Raw genomic sequence first — 25,373 nt, 5'->3', positions numbered from 1 at the left:
CATGTCATTGGATACTACAATAAAAAACGTTGGCGATTACTACGCTGCCCACTACCTGGCTGACAAAAACGGCTTTGCCAAAGATATTGCTGACAAAACCGCCGCCTGGAAAAACCAAGGCTCTTCTTCCGTGGTGAAAAAGCTACAGGCATTGAGTGACAAGTACTTCAAAGCCAAAAGCCGTGCCCTCGACTACCCTGGCCCCCAGCTTCGTACCCGCGCTAAAACAGATGAGATTGACAGCTGGCATAGCCTGTTACTTAATGCACTTGGCTACCAGCCTGAACCCTTCATGCTTGAACTGCAGAGTGAAAAACAACAATTACCAGCCTTGCTCCGCCTACACCGTCACACCAAGCCTTGGCTCGTGATCTGTGAAACCGCTTTTTGCCTCTCCGACGGTGATAATGACGAACAACCTCTGGAAACGGATGTTATCCCTCGTACCCATCATATTGAGGGGTGGCCAACCTTTAAAGACAGCTGGGAAAAAGCGGTATCGTCCCTATTCCAACAAGAAGATCGCCCTCGTTGGCTAATACTGCTGGCTGGCAGCCGCATTTATCTTTTTGATAGTCACACCTTGGCACAGGGTCGTTATCTCTACATCGACCTGGATGATGCGTTTGGCCGCAAACAGACTGCAACCTTTGAGGCTATTTGTGCACTTCTAGCCAAAGATGCACTGGCACCAGAATCAGAAACGGATGAAGTACTACACGAACGTCTTCGAGAAGGTAGTCTCAAAAGTACCCACGGCGTCTCCGCAAAACTGCAGGTAGCAGTTCGTGATGCAATTGAAACACTGGCTAATGGCTGGGTGGATGCCCGAAGGCTCTCAGGCCAAGGCTACCGCCAGTTAAGTGAACGTGAAGCTCCGCTACCTAATGGCTCAAGAGATGTCACAGCTGAACAACTCCGCCACGATGCTTTGATTTACGTTTACCGTTTATTGTTCTGCCTATATGCCGAAGCCCGGGGCGGCGAATTAGGTATCTTGCCAATCAGTGATGATATCTATCGGCTCGGATACAGCCTGGAGGCCCTTCGAGATTTAGTAGAGCAAACTGAACCGACTACAAGCAATGAAAACGGCCACTACTTTGCCGAACACCTGGACCGACTCTTTAACCTAATCCATATAGGCTTCCACCCGGAACAAAATGCGACGCCCAAAACAATAGAGAACGATAACTGGAAAGATTTTGCACAGTTACCCATTCAGGGCTCCCTTTTTGACGATCCCCCCCAACAGCAACTTGTACTTGAAACAGGGAAAGTGCTTGAAAAATCTACGCAATGCAAAACATTTGTTATCAGCCCCCTTACAGCAACACTATTTGCGCCGGATGCAATGCCGCTCCTTCACCGGGTCAAACTCCCTAACCGGATATTACACAAAGTAATCCGCTGCCTTAGCCTTGGAACAGGTGAAAAATCCAAACGGGTTGGCCGCATAAACTATGCTGAACTTGGCATTGTTCAATTGGGGGCAGTCTATGAAGGCCTGTTGTCATATAAAGGCTTCTTTGCCCGTGAAGATCTAATCCAGGTAGTACAGAAGCCCAAGGGTGGGAAAATCATTAAAGACAATGCTATCCCACATGATGTCGCTACTTGGTTTGTTCCCAAAACCCGGGAAAGTGAGTTCAAAAAAGGGGAAGTGGTGCTAGAACACCGCACAGAGCAACCACGTATATATAAAACCGGGGAATTTATTCTCCATCTTAATGGGGTGGATAGAGTCAACAGTGCCTCATACTACACGCCGGAAGTACTGACCCGCTGCCTAGTGCAGGAAGCACTAAAAGAGCGCTTGAAAAATATAGGTCCTGATGAGGCTGACAGCCTGCTTGAAATGAAAATCTGTGAACCAGCTATGGGGTCAGCGGCCTTCATGGTCGAGGCCGTTGATCAACTTGCTCATGAGTACCTGCGCCTTAAACAGATTCAAACCGGCAAAACTATCGACCCCAGCAATTATGAGGATGAACTTCGCCGTACCCGTCATTACATTGCTGTTCATAATGTATATGGCGTGGATCTCAACCCTACAGCAGTAGAACTTGGCGCTCTCTCGCTGTGGCTAACCACCATTCATCGGCTGAAGGTAAAAACCGGAGAAAACGGTACTCCGGATGAATACCGCCCTGGCGCCACTCCTTGGTTCGGATTGCGCCTGCGTGCCGGTAACAGCCTGATAGGTGCCCGTCGTGCAGTCTGGTCAGAAGAACAACTTATAACTGGTAAGTTCTTTGGCAAAAAAGCCGAAGCACCTCGCCAGCTTAAACCAGGAGAGAACCGCAAAAAAGGCGAAATCTATCACTTCCTTGTCTGGGATGAGGACATGTGCCCGGCAGCAGACGACAAATTAATGAAAAGCTACTGGGGCAACGAGTGTGCTGCTATCCGCGAATGGCGCAAAGAGCAGGTGAAAAAGCGCTGGACACCAGAAGATATCTCCCGTGCCCGCAATATCTGCGAGCAGATCGATGCTCTGTGGGAAGATTATGCCAGCCACCGCGAAAAGGGCCTAAAAGGCAGTGAATGTACTGCCACTGTTTGGCCAGAACCGACCAACAGCCTCAAGGCAATTAAAACCAGTCCGGCGTTGAATGTGCAGGAAAGTATCAAAGCCAAATTGGAATCCAACTCAGGTGCATTTCGTCGTCTCAAACTGATGATGGATGCCTGGTGCAGTTTCTATTTCTGGCCGTTAACCCTACACGCAGGTTTACCCAGCCGCCAGCAGTGGCTGGCAGCCGGTGAAATCTTGCTGGGATGTGAGTCAGCTAGCGATGAAGCAACCAGTCTACTGCTGAAACCTATCTTGGGCGATCATCTGGAGCATTTTTCCGAGCATAGCTCGCATAACCTGCCAGACACCACAGAATTAGCAAACTTGGTGCCTTGGTTTGACGTAGCTCAAGCCGTTAGCAACGAGCAGCATTTCCACCACTGGGAACTAATCTTTACCGAAATTCTCGGCCCAGCAACCAAGCATAACCAGCCCCATGGTTTTGATTTAATGTTTGGTAACCCCCCCTGGATGAAGGTAACTTGGAAAGATGCCCCACTGCTATCAGAGTTTGAGCCACTACTGGGGGTACGTAATGCCAAGTCGGCCAAATATAACAGTGAGCGAAACAAGCTGCTTCGCGCTGATGAATGCAAAATTACCTATCGCGATAGTTTTACATCAACCCAAGGTAGTAACGCATTTTTAAATGATCGAACCATGTATCCTGCATTGGCTGGAGTGCAAACCAATCTATATAAGAATTTTATCGAGCGATCATGGAAATTGTTAGGCTATGACGGGATTGCTGCTTTGCTACATCCTGAAGGGGTCTTTGATGATCCAAAAGGAGGCAACTTTAGGGAAGCATATTATCCTCGGCTATCTGCACATTACCAATTAAAAAACGAGTTAACACTATTTCAAGACGTACACCATGTAATGTCATTTAGTATAAATATTTACAGTGGAATTGAGCATGAGATTTCATTTAAAGCAATATTCAATCTTTTTACTCCGCAAACGATTTCACGTTCTACAGCAATAACATCCCTCAGTTCAGAAATACCAGGAATTAAAAGTGATGAAGGAAAATGGGAAACCCGAGGGCATCCACTTCGGATAATCACAATCACCAAATCGGAATTGACAATTTTTACTAGATTGTATGAGGAAGATGGTACACCACCAACCCACTCTCGTCTTCCGCAAATACATAGCCTACCATTGCTTAAAGTTCTTGAAAAATTTGCTGCAGTTCCACAACGCTTAGGCGATTTAAAAGAACAATATCTAGCAACAGAGATGTTTCATGAGAGTAATGCTCAGAAAAATGGTGTAATCACCAGATCAGAAAAACCAACATACCAACCAAAGTCAGCTGAAGAGTGGGTGATATCTGGGCCGCACTTCTATGTAGGTAATCCACTTAATAAAACGCCACGAACCACCTGCACAGCGAATGGACACTATGACACCATCAATCTAGAATCCATTTCTGATGATTATCTCCCCCGGGCGGTTTACCGCCCAGGAGATAAAGACGGCAACCTGGATGAATTCTACGCAGCAATTCCCGAGTGGCCTAAACCATCAAAACCGGTGCGGGCTACCGATGGAAGCTGGATTCCTGGCTTTTGGCCGGTAGAAGAATATGAAATCCCAGCTTGGGAACTGTTATTGGGTGAATCCTTGGTAATACATGGTATCGATCCATCGTTGCCTGGCGCCAAAACCGCACGCAAATTTGGCTACTTTAGCGAATGGCATGGTGATGTACTGGGTGCCATCAGTTGGTTAGTCAGCCATATGAATAGTCCTGATGTAGTTACATTCCGAAAAATATATCCTGATGTTAAGGTGCGCCATATTCTCCCAACTTCAACAGATATGATTAATTTACCTAAACCTCTAACTTCATATTATAGATATCTAAATAGAAAAAGGGCCCAGCCAGCAAACGAAAGGACGTTAATGCCTTCTTTAATTCCACCAGGTCCCAGCCATATTCATGCGGCCGCATACTCAATAGCTCTACCAAATGTGAGTGATATAGTTTTATTTTCAGCTATGGCTTCTACCGTACTTTTTGACTTCTTCGTTAAAGTTACTGGTAGAACAGACATTATTGGTCCCACCGTCAGCTGCTTACCTTTGATTAACAATGCGAAAACCAAGACTCTTATTACTGCCAGATATTTGAGACTGAACTGCTTAACCCGTCATTATGATTCACTATATAAAGAAAACTACAACCACAGATTCAATGAAGATGCTTTTTCGAAAAATATATTCCTTGACAGGATAATTCAAAAACCTTGGAACAAACTTAAAGATGAATGGTGTATAAAAACTCCACTACGCAATGAATTAGTTAGAAGGCAAGCTCAATTAGAAATTGACGTTCTTGTAGCCATTGAATTGGGGGTTACAGTCAATGAACTCATTCAAGTTTACTCTACTCAATTCCCAATAATGAAAGCCTATGAAGAGGCAGACCAATACGATGCAAAAGGTCGTCGTCTACCTAATACCATTCGTAAAGATTCCGGTGCAAAAGAGCTTCGAAATGCTTTGAAAAATCATGATGATATCTCACCAATTACTGTCAGTTGGGAAATCGACAACGGCAACCAGCTGGTTACTCGTACCTTCTATCCCCCTTTCCATCATGTAGACCGAATTGAAGACTATAAAACTGCATACCGGGTATTTAGTGAACGCGTTGGCATAAACCAACCTGAAAAGGAAATTGCCTAATGACGGACAAATCCAACTATTTGCTCTGTTAACTACTAAGCAACAAACAATACAAATAAAGGCGCATATCAAAATGCGGCCTGACTTGGCTAAAGGTGCGGCGAGTACGCCGCGATTTGAAAGGGAATATCAATGCTTCCAGCCACCCTCGCCCTTGAGGTAAAAAAACAGGTACTGCACTATTTGGGCGCCACCTTCCAGATGCGCCTACCGGAAACCGAAAAGGCCCTGCAGGACTTTTTCAACGATCCTGAGAACGGCCTGTTTAAAGGCCCTTGGGTCCAGATAAAGCGCCCGTTCCGTTTGGCCGATGATCATGGCAGCGTGTTTTTTAACTTACCTGTGCCGTTTTTACCATTCAAACACCAGTGGAAAAGCTGGAAACGCCTGAGTAGTAAAAATAACACTCCTCAGCACACACTGGTTACTACGGGGACCGGCTCGGGCAAAACCGAATGTTTCCTCTACCCATTGCTTGACCACTGCCTGCGCCAGCACAATGTCGGCAAACGTGATGGTATCAAGGCCATTGTGCTCTACCCCATGAATGCACTTGCAGCTGATCAGGCCGGGCGTTTTGCCGAGGAGATTCTGAAATCCAATCTCCTCAGTTATGAGCATAACGGTAAGCGTATCGCCAAGATACGTGTTGGTCTCTATACCGGCCGAATGGGGCAATCTACCGGTAAGGAAGAAGGGGCTGAACCTGGCACTTACAAAGAAGTTACCGTCATTAAAACCAACTCGGAAACGGGCAAGGAAAGCTATACGGCTATCACCAACCGTGCCAGCATGCAAAAGGATCCACCGGATATTCTGCTGACCAACTACAAGATGCTGGACTACCTGTTGCTACGCCCAAAAGATCAGGATATCTGGCGTTTCAATCAACAAGATGTCTCTTTGTTGCAATACCTCGTACTGGATGAGCTTCATACTTACGACGGCGCTCAGGGCGCAGATGTCGCCTGTTTATTGCGACGGCTCAAATCACGCCTTGCTCTACCGCAAAATCAACTTTGCGTCATCGGCACCAGTGCTACCATAGCCGGTGGTGACGATGAAACAAACATGGATCCCATTGATCGCCTGTGCGACTTCGCTCAGAACCTATTCGAAGAAAAACTCGATAAATATTGCGTTATCACTGAAGATCGGCTCAATATAGAAGAAATAACTCGCCCACCAGCGCATATTAACGCCTACCCGCCAGCTGAACTCTTTGAACTTCAAAAAGGTGAGAATGCATCAGCTTTTGCCCAGCGCGTTGCCGGCCTGTTGGAAGCACCACAAAGCCCGGTAAGTATGGATGATCCCTGGCTGACCAAGATACCGGGATTTGATAAAGTTAAAGAATCAATAGAAAAGCTCGATGACACAAACCGCTGGGGCATTGCTCTTGGTGAATGGATCCGTCATCAACCCCTGTTCCACCATCTGCTGGAACTAACCCAAGAGCAAGTAATCAGTTGGAACGATCTGGTACAGCAACTGGGCAACATCGACTTCCTGCTCCGTAACAGTGGTAACCTTCTGCAACGAGGCCAGCTCCTGATGGCGTTTCTTGCCCTTGTAGCCCAATCCAAAGAATTACGCAGTGGGAAAGCCTTTCCCTTGGTCCCGACCCAAGTCCAGTTCTGGTTAAGAGAACTTCGACGTATCGGTTCTGTAGTAAGTAGTGAACCTTGCTTTTCATGGTTAGATGAACCGGTTCCTGACCGCAAGCAGCTCCCGGTCATCCACTGTACCGAATGTGGAGAAATTGGCTGGGCCGCTCTACACAACCCGGATATGGACTCAGTGATCCAAAGCCATGGTTGCACTGGGTTCGAGTTACGCGATGATGTTTCTGCCATCTATGATGGCTGGGGTTTCGAAAGCCACGCCCCTTCACAGCGTCTTGTGATACTCAGTCCGTGGCATGAAAATGATGCTTCGAACTCTGACAATGCCCAGCTATCTTTTGAAGCGACTCAATGGCACCTAGCGCCTGGCTCTTTAGTTGTTCGGATGGGACCAGGCACTTGTCCGCTTACCGATGAAAAAACATTCCCGGTTAAACTGGTTCACGAAACCAGACAGAAAGAAAACGGCCAGCATATAGGCGTACGCAAATGCCCGCACTGTCATAGCGAAGACAGCTTGATGTTTATCGGTAGCCGGGCTGCGACCGTTGCCAGTGTGGCTATCGACGAAGTTTTTGGCTCGGTTCTCAATAATGACCCTAAGCTGCTAGCATTTACCGACAGTGTGCAGGATGCCAGCCACCGCGCCGGCTTCTTCTCTGCACGAACCTATCATTTCACCTTACGTACTGCACTTCAGCACATCATCGATGACGCAGGTGATACAGGAGTGCCTCTCAATGAAGTTGGAGAGCGGTTGCTGGACTACTGGTCTCAGCCTCTGCCCGGGCGTCCGGGCAAAATTGAACAAGTGATTTCGACTTTGCTGCCACCTGATCTGCGCGAATACAGCCGTTACCTAGCTTTCAGGGATAATCCTACAGCAGGGTTACCAGCAAAATTAAGAAAAGAGTTTGTCACTCGTCTGAACTGGCAAGCCACCAGTGAATTTAGCCTAATGCTGACCCATGGCCGGACCATGGAGCTCCATGCCAGCGCCACTATGGGCTGGGATGATACCTTAGTCAGTCAAACCATCATGTACCTACATGATCGCTTTCCGGCAATCAGCCCAACTCTTACTGCTTTGGATGATATCAGTCTCAGAAGATGGATTTTTGGCATTTTACACCGCCAGCGTGAGCGTGGTGGTGTCTATCATGAGTACCTGCAGAGCTACGCGGCACAAAACTTATGGGGAAAATTTGGTTGGCGAGGCCAGGATGCAGATCATCGTGAAACTTATCCCCCCCGCGGACGCTACACACCTCGACTGCTCGTTACATCAAGTGATAAGCAGCATGACTTTGCCCTCGCACCTCCCAGAGCAGGCAACCAACTGCCCTGGCAACTGGTATGGGCCCGACGAACTCTGGCTCTCCCCTCTGTCGATGATGCGACCTTAATCGATCTGATTGAGGTATTCCTCCATTGTGCCACCCAGGCAGGTTTACTCAAATGTGTTCATGAAGATGGCAATAAGGCCTATTACGCTATTAGTGACCGGGCTGCGCGCCTATACCCTAAAGGCATCAAGCTCCAGTGCCCTAATGGCGGTCACAAATTATTCCGCCCTGCAGGCGAAACTGAAGTATGGCTAGAAGCGCCCAGCCTTTCCTACCGTGACGAACATGGCCGGTATCAAGTTGAAGAGCTCAACGACAGGGAAATCTACTACCGCGAACGCTATCGCAAAGGCGCACTACGACGTGTTTTCGCCTATGAGCATACCGGATTGCTGACGACTGAAGAAAGGGAAAACCTTGAACTGAGCTTTAATGCTGCAGACCACGCTGATGATCCCAATGTACTGACGGCAACCTCTACTCTGGAAATGGGTATAGATATTGGTGATCTTTCTACTACCATGCTTTGCTCTATTCCCCCATCAACCGCCAGCTACTTACAGCGTATTGGTCGGGCTGGACGAAAAACAGGTACGGCATTGGTACTAAGTGTAATCAACCAGCGCCCGCACGATCTATTCTTCTTCGCCCGCCCCCACGAGCTGCTCTGCGGAGATGTCGAGCCCCCAGGCTGCTGGCTTGATGCAAGTGCGGTACTGGTACGCCAATATCTGGCTTTCTGCTTTGATCAGGGCGTCCGTTATTGTGTACTGACCGATATACCTGCAACCGGGAAACAACTTGTCGATGAAATGATCATCAATAAAGCGGGTCATATTCCTAACCTATTGGCGTGGATACTCAAAGAAGAGGCCCGGCTGCAACAAGAATTCCTGGCACGTTTCTCCCGCTTTAATGAAGTACGGGAAGATACCCGTCTCCGCTTCCTGGCCGAGTCAAAAACGGAAAACCTCCGTGAACGTATAGAGCAAGCAGCATCCGAATTCCAGTTACAACGGCAACTACTGCAAAACGCTCAAAACCGCCTCAAAGATCAGAAGGCAAAGCTTGATTTCACCGTGGACACAGCAGATCTCGCCGAAATTGAACGCGAAGAAAAAATCCTTAAAGCCCGGAGACAGAAGCTAGGACAGATCACTTGCCTTGAAGTACTAACCGAACACGGCCTACTACCTAACTATGCATTCCCTGAACGTGGAGTTCGCTTCTCCGGCAGCACTTATTACAAACACAATAAAAAAGAAGATACAGCGCGCCCTTCTATTGAACTGGTTCGAGCAGCCAGTTCCGCGATTCGCGAACTGGCTCCGGGAAATCATTTCTATACCCACAGCCACAAATATGACATCCAACAACTCGAAGTCGGCTCTCGAAGCCATCAGTTAATCGAAAAATGGGCCATTTGCGGTGAATGCGGCCACATGCACTGGAGTGAGGAAGTCGACGCTCCTGATGCCGTACCAGCGTGCCCCCAATGTGGCTACGATGGACCGACCGGGCAGTGTGACCGCGGGCAGCACAAAGAATTTCTACCTATGCAACGTTCGCAGGCAATCTCTTATATGGAGTTCTACGAGAGTCTATCTGCCGACCGGGGAGAGGAAAGAGACAACGAAACCTACGCCATGGCTATCAGTTTTGATCAAACGCTTGAACAACCAAATGGTGCAGTAGGTGAGGACACCCTGCCTTTTGGTATCGAATACCGCTCAGCCATGCTGATGCGTGAAGTTAACACCGGCTATGCCTCATTACCGCCGGAATTGAATTTTGGTGCTAACAAGAAAGTTCCGTCACTAGGTTTTGAAGTCTGTGCCCACTGCGGCATGGCAGTGCTCCCGGGTAAACACCGTGAAGATGTCCGCCATCGCAGGAGCTGCTCAGGACTCCGCGAAACCCTCAAGCGAAAGCGTGAAGGAAAAGCTGAAAATGCCTTCGAGTGGAAAACTCTTTATCTATACCGGGAGTTGCGCTCTGAAGCTATTCGCCTGATGTTGCCGGATGTCGAACAGGAGGATCTTGATACCCTGGAAGCGGCAATTTATCTCGGCATGCGGCTACGTTTTCAAGGTGACCCAACCCACCTTATGGTTAAACCGCAAATTGTGCCTGATCATAGTGAAGGTATCAGTCGCCACTATTTAGTCTTACTGGATGCCGTTCCGGGCGGAACTGGTTTCTTAAAAGAAATGTTCCAGGACAATAAAGATGGCAAATGCGAGATTGGTGAAGGTGTGATGCAAATATTGCAACTGGCCTTAAATGCGCTGGAGACCTGTAGTTGCCGGAAACTCAAGCAAACAGGTAACGACACAGACGGTTGCTATCGGTGTATCCGCACTTATCACATGCAACACCGTGCTGACAATATTAGTCGAGAGCGTGGTATTGGATTGTTGCGTCAATTAATTGAAGCTGGCTCTCACAGAAAAGTTAAAAAAGCTCTTGATGAAGTCAAAATCACCTCAATTTTTGGCAGTGTGCTGGAAAAGCGCTTCATCGCAACCCTTCAATTATGGGTGGAAGATATTGGTACCAAGACCAGCTGGCGCAGCACGGTGATTGCCGGTACCCAAGGGTTTGAATTTTCACTTGGCGATGGGCGGTTATGGAGTATTGAGCTGCAACCTATGCTAACCAGCTTCCATAATGTGTCAGTCAAATGCCAACCTGACTTTATGCTCCGTTGTGATGATCCAAGTGTAAAACCAGTTGTTATTTTCACCGACGGCTTTGAGCCACATGTTAAACCTGGCGAGCCATACTCCCGCCTTGCCGATGATTTTAAAAAGCGTCGGGCAATTCTGGAAAGCGAGCAATTCCACGTTTGGAGTATCACTTGGAATGACCTTGATACGGACCCGACAAAGTCTTTCCTTTCATTCTTGCAACCCAATATGGTGCAAGTGGTTTTGCCAGCTGTTGCAGCAAACATGTTGAAACAAGGCCATATCATGCCTGACATTACTCAAGTCTGCGCTAACCCTATGGAACAAATGAAGGCATTTATCCGCTGCCCTGATTTAACCGGCTGGAGAACACTGGCACAACAGACAGCAGGCCTGAGTTTACTGTCCTTTGCCGTAAAAGGCATAGGGCAAGACGGCAGTGAAATGGACAACCTGTTCACTCTTTGGAGCCAAGGCTATTCCATACCTGCAATTGACCACACTAGTAAGGGAGACTGGGTTTGGTTGAATCGAATCGGTGAGACAGAAGACCTACTAGCTTATGCTTATGGTAAGGAACTGATCCTTCACGACTACACCAACCTAAAGATATCGCTACGACTTGATGATAGTGAGGCCATCCGAAGTAAACGCGAAACTTACCTGAAACGCTGGCGGCAATGCCTCGCAATAATGAACCTGTTTCAGTTTGCCCAGTCATTTATTCCATTTGCCACCTCTGAATTTGAGGAAGGTACTGCACCAATTATTACACCCAAAATAGCTACTTCCATTAGCTCAGAGTGGCAAGACGTTCTGGATAACACGCTACCTAGCCTGATCAAACTAGTGAAATCCATGGCGGCAGCAGACAAAGCTGTTCCAGAAGTGGAGTTTTACAACGATGATCTTGCTGAGGAACTCTACGCAGAGCTCGCATGGCCGGAGGCATCCCCCCCTATTGCCATATTATGGGGCGATCAAACCAACTTCTGCAGCACTTGGCAAGATACCGGATGGAAGGTAATAACGGATAGAGATATTAAGGTTAAAGGCGGCTCGTGGTTACTGAGTCAGCTACCAGAGGAGATGAAATAAAATGGCTCAGTTAATGTTACACCGCGATGTACTTAAAATTTTTGGCAAACTACCTGCCAAAGTACAAAAGAAAGTTTATGAACTAACACGCAAATTTGAAGAAGACAGTACGCAGGCCAGTATTCACCTTGAACACCTATCTCCCATGACGAGAGATCCCAAAATTCGAAGTGCCCGTGTTGGTGATGACTACCGCGCGATAGTTATCGCACCAGATCTTGGTGATGTTTTTCTGCTTGTTTACATCGATCATCACGACGAAGCTTATGCATGGTGCAAAAACAAGTCTTTTGAAGCACATATTGCTACCGGCACCCTGCAGATTTTTGATATAGAAGAAACTTCAGCCATTGCAGGGGAGCTTCGAACTTCTCCTCAATATCAAGAGCATTACGCACTCGACAAAGTGTCAGATGAGGAACTATTTCTTGCCGGTGTACCTGACGCATTAATTCCTGCAGTTAGGGCAGCAAGAAGTGACGACGCTTTTGTTCAGCTCGCAGATTACCTACCAAAAGAGGCAGCCCAGGTATTAATTGGAATCATATCTGGGATGTCGCTCAATGACGCCTTGAATGAAATGCTCGGGGTTGAAGGCGATAGCGACAAACCACAAAGTGCTGGTGACTTCAGTCATCTTACTACTGCAGCCAATATCGACTTGGTATTAATTGAAGGTGAAGAACACCTCCGGGAAATCCTTTCTGAAGATATTGAAGAGTGGAGAATATTTCTTCACCCTTATCAGCGCAAACTCGTCGAATGGCAAACTAAAGGTCCAATGAAAATTAATGGTGCCGCGGGTACAGGGAAAACAGTGGCATTGATGCATCGTGCAGCTTATCTAGCCAAGGATTTAACAGGTACACAAGAAAAAGTATTGGTTACCACGTTTACCACCAACCTTTCCGTCACCATCAAATCATTGCTAGAAAAGCTGGCACCTGAAGCTATAGCTAATGTTGAGGTAACAAACCTGCATACACTAGCCCGTACAATTTGCCAGCGAATTCATTGGAACGGGAAAATTGCAGAACAAGCGGATATTGAAACTATTTGGAATACGGTTCTGGCTTCAAAAGTGCCAGATGGATTCTCTCGCGAATTTATTACCTCCGAATATAGTGATGTTATAGCCCCTATGGGTATAGATACCGAGGAAGACTACCTCACAGCTGTTCGCAGCAAACGACCCAGAATCAGCAGAAAACAGCGAAAAGAGCTATGGCGAGTATTTATCAGGTTTAATCAGGAACTCCGAAAACGAAATATGCTCACTTTTGATGGCATTATTCATCAAGCAAGACTAGCCGTAGAGCAAGGGAAATTTGATTGTTTTCGCCATGTGCTTGTAGATGAACTTCAGGACTTTGGCCTTGAAGCACTTAAGCTGATCGCTGCGGTCAGCCCAATTAAAGAAGAATTCTCAGATCCTCTATGTGTAGTTGGAGATGGCCATCAGCGAGTCTACAACAAAACACCGGTTGCCTTATCTCGTGCAGGAATTAATGTTCGCGGACGATCTCGCAGGCTTAAAATCAATTACCGCACCACAGAAGAGATCAGACAATACGCTCACAATCTGCTAACAGGTTTAGAAGTCGATGATCTAGATGGCGGTATTGTGAATACACAAGCTGATCAGTCTATTATGAAAGGTGCCACTCCTGTTATTCAACCATGTAGCTCTGATGAAGAAGCGGCAGCCGCCATCGTTGCTTGGGCCAAAGGCCTATTAAATGCAGGACTGGGTACCCATGAAATATGCTTTACCCCACATAACAAAGCTGTCGTCACTGATTTGGAAGCTGCAAACATACGAACCCATGAATTGAAGGCTCGCGAAATAGATACAGGACAGGAAGAACCAGGTATTCGCTATGGTACGCGTCAGAGAATAAAAGGATTGGAGTTTAAAGCCGTCGCACTCATTCTGACACAAAATGATGTCGAGAGCATCGAGCGCTTTACTAATTATGTCGCCGCAACTCGGGCAAGAGAACACCTACTAGTGATAGACCTTCGGAATTCACAAACCTAACAGGCTATTTCAAAGTAATAGATGACGGCAATTTGAAAATGACTGGGGAGAGAAAATGGAAGAAAGAATTACTGTAAGAGTCAAAAACTCACCAGATCGAATAGGTGTGATGAACTTATCGAAAACCCGCGGCGATGGTAAAAAGAAAAAAGTTCTGGTTCACTTCAATGATGGTAAAGCAGAATACTTTTTCGAAAAATACCTCGAACCCATTATCGAACAAGAAACACCAGAAGATCTAATTGCTAAGGGACAGTTTGCGGGCATAGATCAGCTTCGTCTTTGCCTGACCTTCGAACGACTTAACGGGAGGCTCGCTAATCTAATCTACAGCATGGAATCAACCAACACCGACTTCTACCCCTTTCAGTTCAAGCCGGTACTCAACTTCCTCAACTCACCCTCTGGCGGGCTCTTAATCGCCGACGAGGTGGGTTTAGGGAAAACCATCGAAGCTGGCCTCATCTGGACTGAAGTCAGGGCTCGTTTCGATGCCAAAAGGCTCTTAATAGTATGTCCTGCAATGTTACGAGAAAAATGGCGGGATGAAATGCAATTACGGTTTGGCCTAAAGCCTCAAATCGCAGATGCAAGTGAAGTGCTAACCACATTAAAAAAACACGAAAAGGGCGTCATTCACGAATTTTGTCTTATTGCCAGTATGCAAGGGCTTCGGCCAAGGAGAAGGTGGAAAAATGAGGACGAAACATTAGATGCTGCCTCACAGTTGTCAAGATACCTTGATGAAAATGAGTTATCAGATCCGCTGTTTGACATGGTGATAATTGATGAAGCCCATTACTTGCGAAATACAGAGAGCATGACATCGAAACTAGGCCGAATTCTTCGCCCTGTTACAAGTAATTTGCTGCTGCTCTCTGCCACTCCGGTACAGACTAAGCAATCTGACTTATTTACATTGCTCAATATCATTGATGAAACAAGTTTTCTTAGTGAGCACCATTTTGATGCTATGTTGCGGGCAAACACGCCTTTACTCCAACTGAAAGATGATTTGTCTCAGGGAAAAGTTACCAAGGCGTCCTATGAATCATTATTAAGAACAGCTGCTCGCTCAAACCTTTTTTCTAGGAATCGACAATTAAAACAATTAGTAGAAGATATACCGTCCCAAAAAGAGCTGGAGGATAACAACACAAGGAGTAGATTACTTAATCAGATTGACCGAATAAATCTTCTTAGTTCCGTCGTTTCAAGAACACGTAAGCGTGATGTCCATGAGCAAAGAGTCATTAGGGACCCGATTTCAGAGGTCATTGAAATGACCCCCCTAGAGCAGCAACTTTATACAGATGTTACAGAGCAAGTCAGATGTTATTGTGCCCGCCATAATGCCTTTGAAGGTTTTTTACTGGCAACACCTCAGCGACAACTATGCAGCTCTATGCCCGCAGCTATTCGTTCGTGGAGAAAAAAAGCCAACATTCAAAATCAAGATATAGAACTTGATATTGAGGATCCAGAAAACACAGCTAACCCAAATATTGGCCCCCTAATTAGTGCTTTATTACAAACCATTGAAAAATACTCTGACCTTGACGAACTGACAATAAACGATACGAAGCTTAATCGCCTTAAATCTGTACTCAATGATTTCTACAAGGCCTATCCTGATGAGAAAGTGGTGTTATTTTCCTATTATAGGGAAACACTTTATTACCTCGAAGAACGACTAAAAGAAGAAGGTATCTCTTCAATCGTACTAGTTGGGGGCATGAAAGAAAGCAAGCATGAAATCATCAAGAGATTTCGCTCAGATACATCAGCAAGAATACTTCTTTCTTCCGAAGTTGCGAGCGAAGGTGTAGATCTACAATTTTGCCGTGTACTGCTGAACTACGATCTTCCGTGGAACCCAATGAAGGTAGAACAGCGTATCGGCCGTATTGATCGACTCGGTCAAAAATCAAGCAAGATAACCATTTGGAATCTCTTCTACGGCCAAACTATAGATCAAAAAATTTATCAACGACTATTGATGCGACTTGGTATCTTTGAATCTGCTATCGGCAGCATGGAAGGTGTTATCGGTGATGAAATAAAGAAAATGTCGATTGCACTCCTTAAAGATCACTTAAACGCAGAAGAAGAAATAGAGAGAATCGAGCAAACAGAACAAGCTCTCGCCAACTTGAAACGACAAAATGAGATTCTGGAGAATGAGGCTGCAGGTCTTGTCGCTCATGGGGATTTCATTCTAAATCGAGTTAAGGCGGCAAAAGAGCTACAACGCTATGTAACAAATAAGGATCTTTACCTATTCTTCTGTTCGGTGCTAAATAAGTATTTCCCGGGTTCACAGGTAATTGAAAAAAAATCTGATAATGTCATTAATTGTGATATAGAACTTACTACTGATGCTAAAATGGAGATTAGCGAATACTTTCAAGCAAACAAACATGAAAGAAGCATATTAAGTAGAGAATCAAATGGACGAACTAAAGTTGTTTTTGATAACCAACAAATAGCAACAAAAGACAGAAGAATATCAATTGGTCAATTCCACCCAATAATAAAATTCTTACTTAACAAAAAACATAACAACCGTGACATCAATAATTCACCCGTTGCTATTATGCTTCCTAGCATTGCTGTACCTGAAATTAAAAAAAACACTTATGCCTTTATAGTGACTAGGTGGGCAGTAGAAGGGGTTTCAACTATTGAGCAACTTGAATATGCGCTGTGCAATCTCTCTAGTAAAAAACTCTACACTGGTTCTATTGCTGAAAAAGTAATCAATCTTTCTTTAAGTGACGGCTCAAATTGGATTGATGCATCTCGTGAGCTAGATGACGTTAATCATATTATAAATTATATTGATGAATGTGATGATGAGCTAGATAGCCGCTACAACGAATTCATCAACCAAATGAAGTTATCAAATATTGACAGAGCTGATGTTCAGATATTCAACGTCGAACAACACTATGGAAGGAAAATAGAAAGGCTTCAGAACTTTATTGCAGAGCGTGATCGCATTGGTAATACAAAAATGCGTGCAGCTTACATAGGTAAGTTAAACAAGCTCAAGGAGAGAAAACTATCTCTTATAGAAAAGTACGAAGGCAAAAAAGAAATAACTCACGAAAAAAGTAAAGTAGTAATTGGTGTAATAAATATAAGATAAGGACATCTGGCATGAAAAACAAAATAATGTCTAACGCTCTAAAAAAAGCTGGCCTAGAGCGCAATACATTGAGCTCTGATAAAAAGACAAACATCGCACCATCAAAGAACAAATCAAAGAACAAATCAAAAAAAACAAACTCCATAAAACAGAAGAAAAAAACACCTAACAGAGAAAGTAAAACACAACATGTTCATATTATCAAAGAGCAACAAAAAAAAGAAAAAGACATAACACTTTTAGATGTGGCTTTTCAACCAAACTCGATATTAGTCAACGATCATGAAGATAAAGTTAGCATTACCAAGCCAAAAGTAGAATACAAGAAACCAGAAAATACTAATTATTCAGACCATATTATAGTAGGTTTAGATATTGGAACTTCAGCAACTAAAGTTGTTTTTAGGGATCACAATAAAAATCAAGCATATGCAATAAAGCTTACCACTGACAATGTTAATCCATTTATCATACCTAGCAGAGTTTTTCTTAATGGAAACACTTACTCTCTGACAGGAAAAGAAAACTGTCTAAAGAATTTCAAATTAGATTTACTAGAAAACCCAAAAAATCATGAAGCAATGGTGATCATTACTGCCTTCATTGCCTTAGTTTTTCGTCACTCAATTAATATATTTTTTTCTGACGTAGGCAAAATTTACTCTCAATCAGAAATTGATTGGGAAGTCAATATTGGTGTCCCAGCAGATTCAATGAATAATCAGGAACTGCTAACAGTATTCAAAATCGCAGGTGTTGCTGGATTAAATTTAGGTTTCTCCAGTTCTGATATTACTAACCAAAAACTTAAATATTACATTGAACTTGTCGAAAATGGACTTATTAATCATGATGACTCAGTTTTTAATGAGTTAGAATCCGACATGATTAATGTAGTTCCTGAACTGACAGCTCAAATTCAGGGCTTTCTAAAGTCTAGAAAGTGGGACAAAAGAAAAAATAACATGATGCTTATTGATGTTGGAGGAAGTACTGTAGATGCATGCTATTTTGTGATTACAGGTACTGACTACGAACCTCAGCATAATATATATACAGCAGCAGTATGGAAAAATGGTGCTCTCATCCTTCATGATGGAAGGATAAGTTGGCTAAAGAGAAAAATTTCAGAAAATGGCATTTCTGCACCTGAAATAATTAGTTATCTCGACGAGATTTATTCTCATAAAATCTCACAACAAGCTCTCCCTGAATCCATCGAGGAGTATGTTAATACTATCAAGATCAACAGCAATAACTTTGACATTAAATTCAAGAATGACATTGGGTATTCTATCTCACATGATATTTTCCTACCAGGAGTTAACAAGTATGCCCACCCGCACGAAAAATCAACCAAAGTTTTTATCTGTGGTGGAGCTGGCGACATGTCAATTTATAATGACTTTGTTCGTTGCTTTAACGATAACATTAGTTATAGTTCACGGATGACTCTCACTGAGTTATTTATACCAAATAATTTGCTAGCTGATGGCTTAGTTAAGAGTAACTTTCATCGTCTTTCCTTAGCATTTGGACTTAGCCACGATGCAGAAGAGCTTTTGCATATTAAGCTGCCCAAAGACATACCGAAAGAACCAGTAACACAACCGCATAACCACACTGACAACTATATAAGTAAGGATATGTGTTAATACAAATATAGAAGTTACTCTTTATATGAAATTTAGTACTAGTTCGGCTTTATATAAATGGCACATAAATCAGTTTATATGATAATTTATATTAATCTAGCCTGAACTAGTACTTTTAATCAACTTATGTTCTTTTTTAATCAAACTGAGTATTCATTTCTATCTCTGCTTCTATCCTCCCCAGTAACCATTCAACTCCAACAGGTCTTGGTTCAAAACGGTGACTTAACGTGACTTCAACTAAACACTTCGCGACCACTCTAGCTAACCTCCGCTCTCTATCATTCTTTTGAGTCAGCAAACACGCTCTCTCGTAAACCATATCTGCAATCTCATCCTCTGCTGACAAAATGTCTTGCATAGTTAGCTTCATAAAGCTTGGAGAATAAATGACATCAAGGCACAAGCTTGCACAGTGAATCGTTAATGGCGAGTAATTCATACGTCACCTCCTTGCTGAAGAAACCGTTCAAAAGCACTACCGTCACGACGAGTCAGATTCGGCACATACCTTGAGTAAACACGAAACAGCATTGTTGTTGTGGTGTGGCCCATCTGGTTTGCTATCCATTCCGGAGATTCACCGGAGGCCAACAACAACGTTGCGTAGGTATGGCGGGTCTGATAGGGATTTCTTGGCCGTAGCCTGGCTTTGCGCAGTGTGGGATACCAAACGGAGCGGGAAACCACTTGATAGTTAAGGGGCTGATGTTTGGCATTAGTAAAGACATATTTGTCTTTGATAATTGAAGTTTTCTTATGTTCGGCTAATGCTTCCACTACCCTATCTGGCAGCATTACGACACGGTAAGAGCCTTCTGTCTTGAGATCCGACAATTCACCGCGAACCAAACTCTGATTTACCGTGATCGTTTGGTTCTTCAGATCGACATCTTTCCACATCAAACCATCAATTTCACTGGTTCTTAACCCAGTAAAAAAGCGTGTGATGTAATACGCTTGAAAATTTGCAGGCGCATTTTTAATTACCAACTCCACTTCCTGTAAATTGAAGGGGTCAACTTCAGTACGGCCAACCTTTAATGCTTTAATATTCTTCCAAGGCGAAGTAAACTCATAACGATCAGCGGCTTCGTTCAGCATCATCCTTAATGGCGTCATGATATGATTGATGCGAGATGGGCTTAGTACCTTCCCCTTTCGACCTGGGACTTTGGCGAGTGTAGATCGAAAGCTTAAGATTTGTTGCTTGGTGATGGCGCTGATCTTCTTACTGCCGAACATCGGTATGATGTACTTCCTGAGAATACCGTCAACATCTTCATAATGGCCTTTGCGCCACTCAATTTGCTTTTCGGATAACCAGATTTCAGCAAATTCATTGAGTCTTGGGGCATCTGGTGACTCAAAGTATGCCTTCGCTTTGCGCTTCCGTTCGGCAAGTGCAGCGAACTTTTTGACTTTTTTACTTTTCGGGAAATATTTGGCGTAATCAAAAGTGCCAAGTGTGATGTCAGCTTCTATACACTTCAGTAACTTCTCTAAACGCCTACGATTTGCTGGCGTGTCTGTTAACTGGGTTTGCTCTCGGCACCGCTGACCTTTAAAACGAAAATCAATAACTAGCTTGCCGCTTCTTATATTAATGACTCCCATGACATCCTCCTGCTCACAAACCAGTTGAAAGTGAATCAGTTGTGATGCCATGAAGCATTTCTTCTTCAACACGCTCCCAAATAAATAGAATTTTTCGTCCTCCAAATGGACGAATGTAGTGCACCCCTTCAAATAGCACGGAGTCTTTCAATTGCTCACGAATAACGCGCGCGTCGTACTTTATCCGCTCTGAAAGCTCACTAGTTGTCAGATAGGTATTACTCATCGTAGAATCTCCTATAACACTATTTGCTTTACAAAAGGCCCAAATGACCTCCTACAGATTAAAATGTATCACAATAATTACCTATTGCAACCATTTTTGACCTGCAGGAGAACATTTTTATCAGGAGAAGAACATGTTGAAGTGTCATTTATCGAAGTTGATGGGCGAAAAACGATTGAAGATCTCTGACGTATCGCGTGATACCGGTATCAACAGAGGAACGATTACACGCCTATATAATGAGACTGCGACAAGAGTGGATTTAGAAGTAATCGATACATTGTGCGACTACCTTAACGTTTCTGTTGGTGAACTGTTCGAGTTTCAGAAAGAAGGGAATGATTAGTTTTGCTCATGTTGAGCTGATGACTCATGGTGTTTACTGAGCCAGTAATTTTCTAAATAAAAATAACGAGCAGTGGACACCATTCTGGTCACAAGTTGGCCACAATGCAGATTTGCAGCCATTACCAGCCAAACGCTAGGTACGCCAAAACACGCCACAAGGCGCTTTATTTTCAAGTAGATAGATTTGTTATTGCAAGAAAAGAAACTTGGAGCGGGCAGCGGGAATCGAACCCGCATCATCAGCTTGGAAGGCTGAGGTAATAGCCATTATACGATGCCCGCTTATTTGATTCGTTGATTGAATACCAACGTGATGTGCATCGAACTGGATTCATAATGTCAGATCTGGCAGCAAAATAAAGTGCTGCTTTCCCTTATATGACAGAGATCACAAAAATAACAACCAAACGTTTAAAAAACAATCACATAAGATCTTGTAAGGTATTCCTACAAGCTCAAAAAACAAGAGCCGGAAATGTCCGGCTCCCGTTATAAAAACTGTACGGCTCAATCTCAGCTTGATGGGTAGTCTTTTTCTTCTTTACCCTTAGGTGTTTTACCACTCACTGTCCAATGTTCATTCGGGTCGTAGGTCTCGTCACAGATATCCAGTGAGAACCCCATATCAATGATCTCTTTTATGGTCAGGTTATCCGCGAGTTTAGCTATTTCTCCTGATTTATTACGTAGTTCCATATTCACCCACCTCAGAAAATATCCAAATCACCAACTACCTTATTAACTATAGTGCTCACATGAGTATTTTTCCTAAGATTGAACGAATATAGGGATGTAACTTCAATATACAAATTGCTCAATGACATCATTTAAGGAAAAACAGCCCTGACAATAATCAGGGCTGTACATTTTCAATCGCTGTTAAGACATCAATCAGATCTGTTGCCAAACATCACTTTGACCAGGCTTGTCACCTTTTGTCCACCACTTGGCTTTATATTTCACGCCACCAAAGGTGACAACGTCACCGCCGACATACACCTTCCCTGCATCCCAGGTTGTTTCACCTGTGCTAGTAACGTTAACATTCACAACCACATCTTTTGTCACGCTCTTACGGCCATCTGTCACCTTAACGCTTACGACTTCTTTCAGATTTGTTGCAGTGTTTGGCGCTTTGTAAGTTACCGTTGCAGTGCCATCACCATTATCAACAACAGTTGCATTTGTAACACTGAAAGACAACTTATCACCGGCATCAGCATCTGTAGCAGAAACAGTGAAGCTGATAGTCTGACCAGGCTGAGTCGACTGAGCAGCTGGTACAGTCAGAACAGGCGCATTATTCGGAACAGTACCGTTACCGGCACTGAATACACGGTCAATAGCTTCAGCCAGTGGTGAGCTTAACTTCGTACACTCTTTAAGCATACGGCCACGGCTGACAATTGAACCTTCACATTTAATATCCCCATGAACCTGCCAGACAATGACACCACCGAGGTTATTATCGACGATGTACTGGGCTTTCTTCTCTATCGCAGGAACGTCATCATAGCTCAGGAAGTATTTGCCTTTAATAGCATAAGGAACTTCTGCGTTTGCATCCCACTTATGTTCCCATCCCGGCGTTTTAACGATGTAGTTATAGTTAGGCTGGCCTTCAAATACTTTCCAGTTATCCAGGTCAACAGCTGACTCTGTAGGACCGTCCACACTGAAGTTCACCGTTCGTTTATCCGTTGGCGCACCAACATAAGCCTGAGCCTCTGTTGTCTGAACACCACGGCCGTAGAACGCCGCACCGAAGTTGATCTTATTGGAAGGAATACCTTTAGCTGCCATCCAGTTACGAAGGTGATCAAGGTTCAGACCTGCATATTCTTCTTCTGGGTACGGATAAAGCGGCGCATTATGGCCTGCAACATTAGACCAACCACCATTGAGGTCGTAAGTCATCATATTAAAGTAATCCATGCTCGACGACAGGCGTGACCAGTTAAACCCTTCCAGTTTTGCAGTCGAAGCGGAGAATGCCGCAGTAAGAAGCTTATTAGGACCAATCCGTTTACGGATATCTTCCATCAGCAACTCAAAATTAGCGTAATCTTCAGGGTTCCCCTTGAAGTTCATGCCGCCAGTTCCCGGATATTCCCAGTCGATATCGATACCATCAAACCCTAAAGCCATCAACTTATCGAGATCAGCCATGAAACGCGCTTTCTTAGTTGGATCGGCCGCCATTTCAGGGAAGTGCTTAGACATACTCCAACCACCGAGCGATGCCATAACTTTCACACCTTTTGAATGGGCAAGATCAATCAGACCAGGAGCCCCACCAGCCTTTTTCAGTGGAATCGGGAACTGCCCTGTGATGCCTGTAGGTTCATGTAACCAACCATTGCCGTGTGGCACAAAACCTTGTTCTTTTACTTTTAAATAATTTTCCTGGTTCCAGGATTCATTACTTGGGAATTGATGTATATACTCCAACTCCCCCCAAAGAAGATGGAAGTCCCAGCTTGAATAAACATCCGGATGCAATAAAGGACCGGGCTCCTGGACAGCATTTGGCTGATAAATGCTCTTGTTCCTCAAGTCGCCACTGTGCAATGAACCATCTTTAGCAACACCGAAGAAAGAAAAGTTCAGGATAGAGTAAATATCCATATTTACGTTTAAGTGGTTAGCTTCCCCCTTTGCAGTAAAGCCTTCGTTAGGGCCTTTCCATGCTTCCCATTGGGTAATGTAACCAATCACATTCTTATCATGAGTCGGAGCCGCCATGGCGGTACTCCCAATCCCTGTCATCAACATAGCGGCTACAGCACCAGCTATCGTGCTAAGGTTCAGTCCTTTTTGCATGTTTTACTCCACGTAACGGTTATCAATAAAGTCTGGTAACACTTCTCTCTACGGTTACCGATGTACACTTATCGCGTCCGACTTTATGAGATGGCCAAGTTATATCATCCAAACTACTTCTTGATATCCAACGAACTGGCTGTCTAAAAGCCTGTACAATAAGCACGAATTAAGTGTTAGCTATCTTTTTTTGTTTAGCGAAACTATTTGACTTTTTTCAATAACACTTCAAGCAAAGGTGCAATTAAGATGTAATCAAGAAGCAAAATGCCAATCATTAATCCCAAAAAGACCAATGCTTGCATAATATTCAGCTAGTCATTACTAAGAAGGTTTACAAGCTAAAATAAGAATATCTTTTGCTATTGATTATTTACAAAACATTTAGATAGACGATAGTCAGTTACAAATAGAAGTGACGATATACATCAGATTCAGATCAATAAACACCTGAAAATAGCTACCCATTGATTCCTATTAACCCTATAAACAGCTAGAATATTGGTCAAAAGTTCCAAATCTTAATAACGCGCGAACAGGGATTGAAAAATGATCAAATCCGCGACAAATCAATCTCAGGGTATGCTGCTATTTCAGCTAACATCATTGCAATCATTTGCTATCGGAACGCTGAAAGTAAAAGAAATTGTTCCCTACACACAACTAACGGCAATTCCCCACTCTCACCCGACAGTTCTCGGAGCTGCAAACTTACGTGGGGACACCCTTCCCATCATCGATATGGCAAAAGCAGTGGGCTATCCGCCTCTCAGAAAAGACGAACTCAAAGACTGCTACATCATCATTACTGACTGCCGCCGAATGCTGGTAGGTTTCTTAGTTCGCGGGATCGACAAGATCACGGAGTGTGACTGGCACAAAATCGATGCGCCACCGAGTGCACTCGGTAAAAATGTATTTGTGACAGGTGTCATGAATGTTGAAAACAAGCTTGTTCAGCTACTTGACGTAGAACTGCTGCTATCTAAAGTTTTCCCTGATAACCCTGATAGCCTCCACCCGGTACTGACAGATGTTCAGCGTGAAATTCTGCGACCATTGAAAATACTGCTGGTCGATGACTCAGCCGTTGCGCGCCGCCAGCTATCTCAAGCACTAGACAGTATCAGCATCCCCTACTTCATCGCGACAAATGGACGAGATGCACTCAATATGCTTGACCATGCCGCTGATGTCGGAGCACCGTTTGATATCTTAGTCAGTGATATTGAAATGCCGGGACTAGACGGCTATGAGCTTGCTTTTGAAGTGCAAAATAACGATAAGCTGAACCATGCCTATATCATCCTGCACACTTCACTTTCCAGTGAAATCAGTGTATCTCAGGCTCATCAGGTCGGAGCCCATGAAGCGCTCACGAAGTTTGAAGCCAATGAGCTGATCCACGCCATGTTGCGAGGAGCAGAACAGATAAACACCAGTGAAGTTTCATAACACTCGAAATTATCCAAGCC

General features: G+C 44.3%; 12 protein-coding genes and 1 tRNA gene. 7 read left to right on the top strand and 6 right to left on the bottom strand.

What is annotated here, in order from left to right; translation table 11 throughout:
- The first annotated feature begins 1 nt into the window (after window position 1).
- From Q0852_RS11040 to Q0852_RS11020, 5 genes are all read left to right on the top strand, one after another.
- The gene (locus Q0852_RS11040; protein ID WP_299018077.1) at window positions 2-5,278 is read left to right on the top strand and encodes a hypothetical protein; all 5,277 of its coding nucleotides are present in this window, start codon (window positions 2-4) and stop codon (window positions 5,276-5,278) included.
- A gap of 132 nt (window positions 5,279-5,410) precedes the next feature.
- Window positions 5,411-12,037 carry a DEAD/DEAH box helicase gene (locus Q0852_RS11035; RefSeq protein ID WP_299018076.1) on the top strand — a complete coding sequence of 2,209 codons (6,627 nt, stop codon included), beginning with the start codon at window positions 5,411-5,413 and terminating at the stop codon, window positions 12,035-12,037.
- 1 nt (window position 12,038) lies between these two features.
- Complete coding sequence (locus Q0852_RS11030) at window positions 12,039-14,078, top strand: UvrD-helicase domain-containing protein (protein ID WP_299018075.1); 2,040 nt, start codon at window positions 12,039-12,041, stop codon at window positions 14,076-14,078.
- Between the two features lie 55 nt (window positions 14,079-14,133).
- Window positions 14,134-17,229, top strand: coding sequence for an SNF2-related protein (locus tag Q0852_RS11025; protein ID WP_299018074.1), 3,096 nt, complete (start codon window positions 14,134-14,136; stop codon window positions 17,227-17,229).
- An 11-nt stretch (window positions 17,230-17,240) separates the two neighbouring features.
- Window positions 17,241-18,884 (top strand): hypothetical protein, encoded by a 1,644-nt coding sequence (locus Q0852_RS11020; protein WP_299018073.1) that lies wholly within the window; start codon window positions 17,241-17,243, stop codon window positions 18,882-18,884.
- Between the two features lie 136 nt (window positions 18,885-19,020).
- Here Q0852_RS11020 and Q0852_RS11015 read toward each other — a convergent pair whose 3' ends face one another.
- The 3 genes from Q0852_RS11015 to Q0852_RS11005 are packed head-to-tail and all read right to left on the bottom strand — an operon-like array spanning window position 19,021 to window position 20,727.
- Entirely contained in the window at window positions 19,021-19,326 is a 306-nt protein-coding gene (locus Q0852_RS11015; protein ID WP_299018072.1) for a hypothetical protein, read from the bottom strand.
- Window positions 19,323-20,552, bottom strand: coding sequence for a site-specific integrase (locus tag Q0852_RS11010; protein WP_299018071.1), 1,230 nt, complete (start codon window positions 20,550-20,552; stop codon window positions 19,323-19,325). Before Q0852_RS11010 ends, Q0852_RS11015 begins: the two co-directional genes overlap by 4 nt.
- Window positions 20,515-20,727, bottom strand: coding sequence for a hypothetical protein (locus Q0852_RS11005; RefSeq protein ID WP_299018070.1), 213 nt, complete (start codon window positions 20,725-20,727; stop codon window positions 20,515-20,517). Before Q0852_RS11005 ends, Q0852_RS11010 begins: the two co-directional genes overlap by 38 nt.
- A gap of 133 nt (window positions 20,728-20,860) precedes the next feature.
- Here Q0852_RS11005 and Q0852_RS11000 point away from each other — a divergent pair, with 133 nt between their 5' ends.
- Window positions 20,861-21,073, top strand: a complete 213-nt coding sequence (locus Q0852_RS11000) for a helix-turn-helix transcriptional regulator (RefSeq protein WP_039456022.1) — start codon at window positions 20,861-20,863, stop codon at window positions 21,071-21,073.
- A 209-nt stretch (window positions 21,074-21,282) separates the two neighbouring features.
- Here the strand turns inward: Q0852_RS11000 and Q0852_RS10995 are convergent.
- From Q0852_RS10995 to Q0852_RS10985, 3 genes are all read right to left on the bottom strand, one after another.
- Window positions 21,283-21,357 (bottom strand) — tRNA-Gly (locus Q0852_RS10995).
- Window positions 21,358-21,588: 231 nt separating this feature from the next.
- Window positions 21,589-21,771 (bottom strand): hypothetical protein, encoded by a 183-nt coding sequence (locus Q0852_RS10990; RefSeq protein WP_299018069.1) that lies wholly within the window; start codon window positions 21,769-21,771, stop codon window positions 21,589-21,591.
- Between the two features lie 195 nt (window positions 21,772-21,966).
- Window positions 21,967-23,898: a glycosyl hydrolase family 18 protein gene (locus Q0852_RS10985; protein ID WP_299018068.1), complete on the bottom strand. Its 1,932-nt coding sequence runs from the start codon at window positions 23,896-23,898 to the stop codon at window positions 21,967-21,969.
- Between the two features lie 549 nt (window positions 23,899-24,447).
- On the opposite strand from Q0852_RS10985, the gene Q0852_RS10980 reads away from it, so the two are divergent.
- Window positions 24,448-25,353 carry a chemotaxis protein gene (locus tag Q0852_RS10980; RefSeq protein ID WP_299018067.1) on the top strand — a complete coding sequence of 302 codons (906 nt, stop codon included), beginning with the start codon at window positions 24,448-24,450 and terminating at the stop codon, window positions 25,351-25,353.
- Window positions 25,354-25,373: the final 20 nt, after the last annotated feature.

The organism is uncultured Photobacterium sp., from assembly GCF_947502415.1.
In the GTDB taxonomy this organism is placed as follows: domain Bacteria; phylum Pseudomonadota; class Gammaproteobacteria; order Enterobacterales; family Vibrionaceae; genus Photobacterium.
The sequence above is the reverse complement of the archived record's forward strand: the minus strand, read 5'-3'. Positions and strand labels throughout refer to the sequence as shown.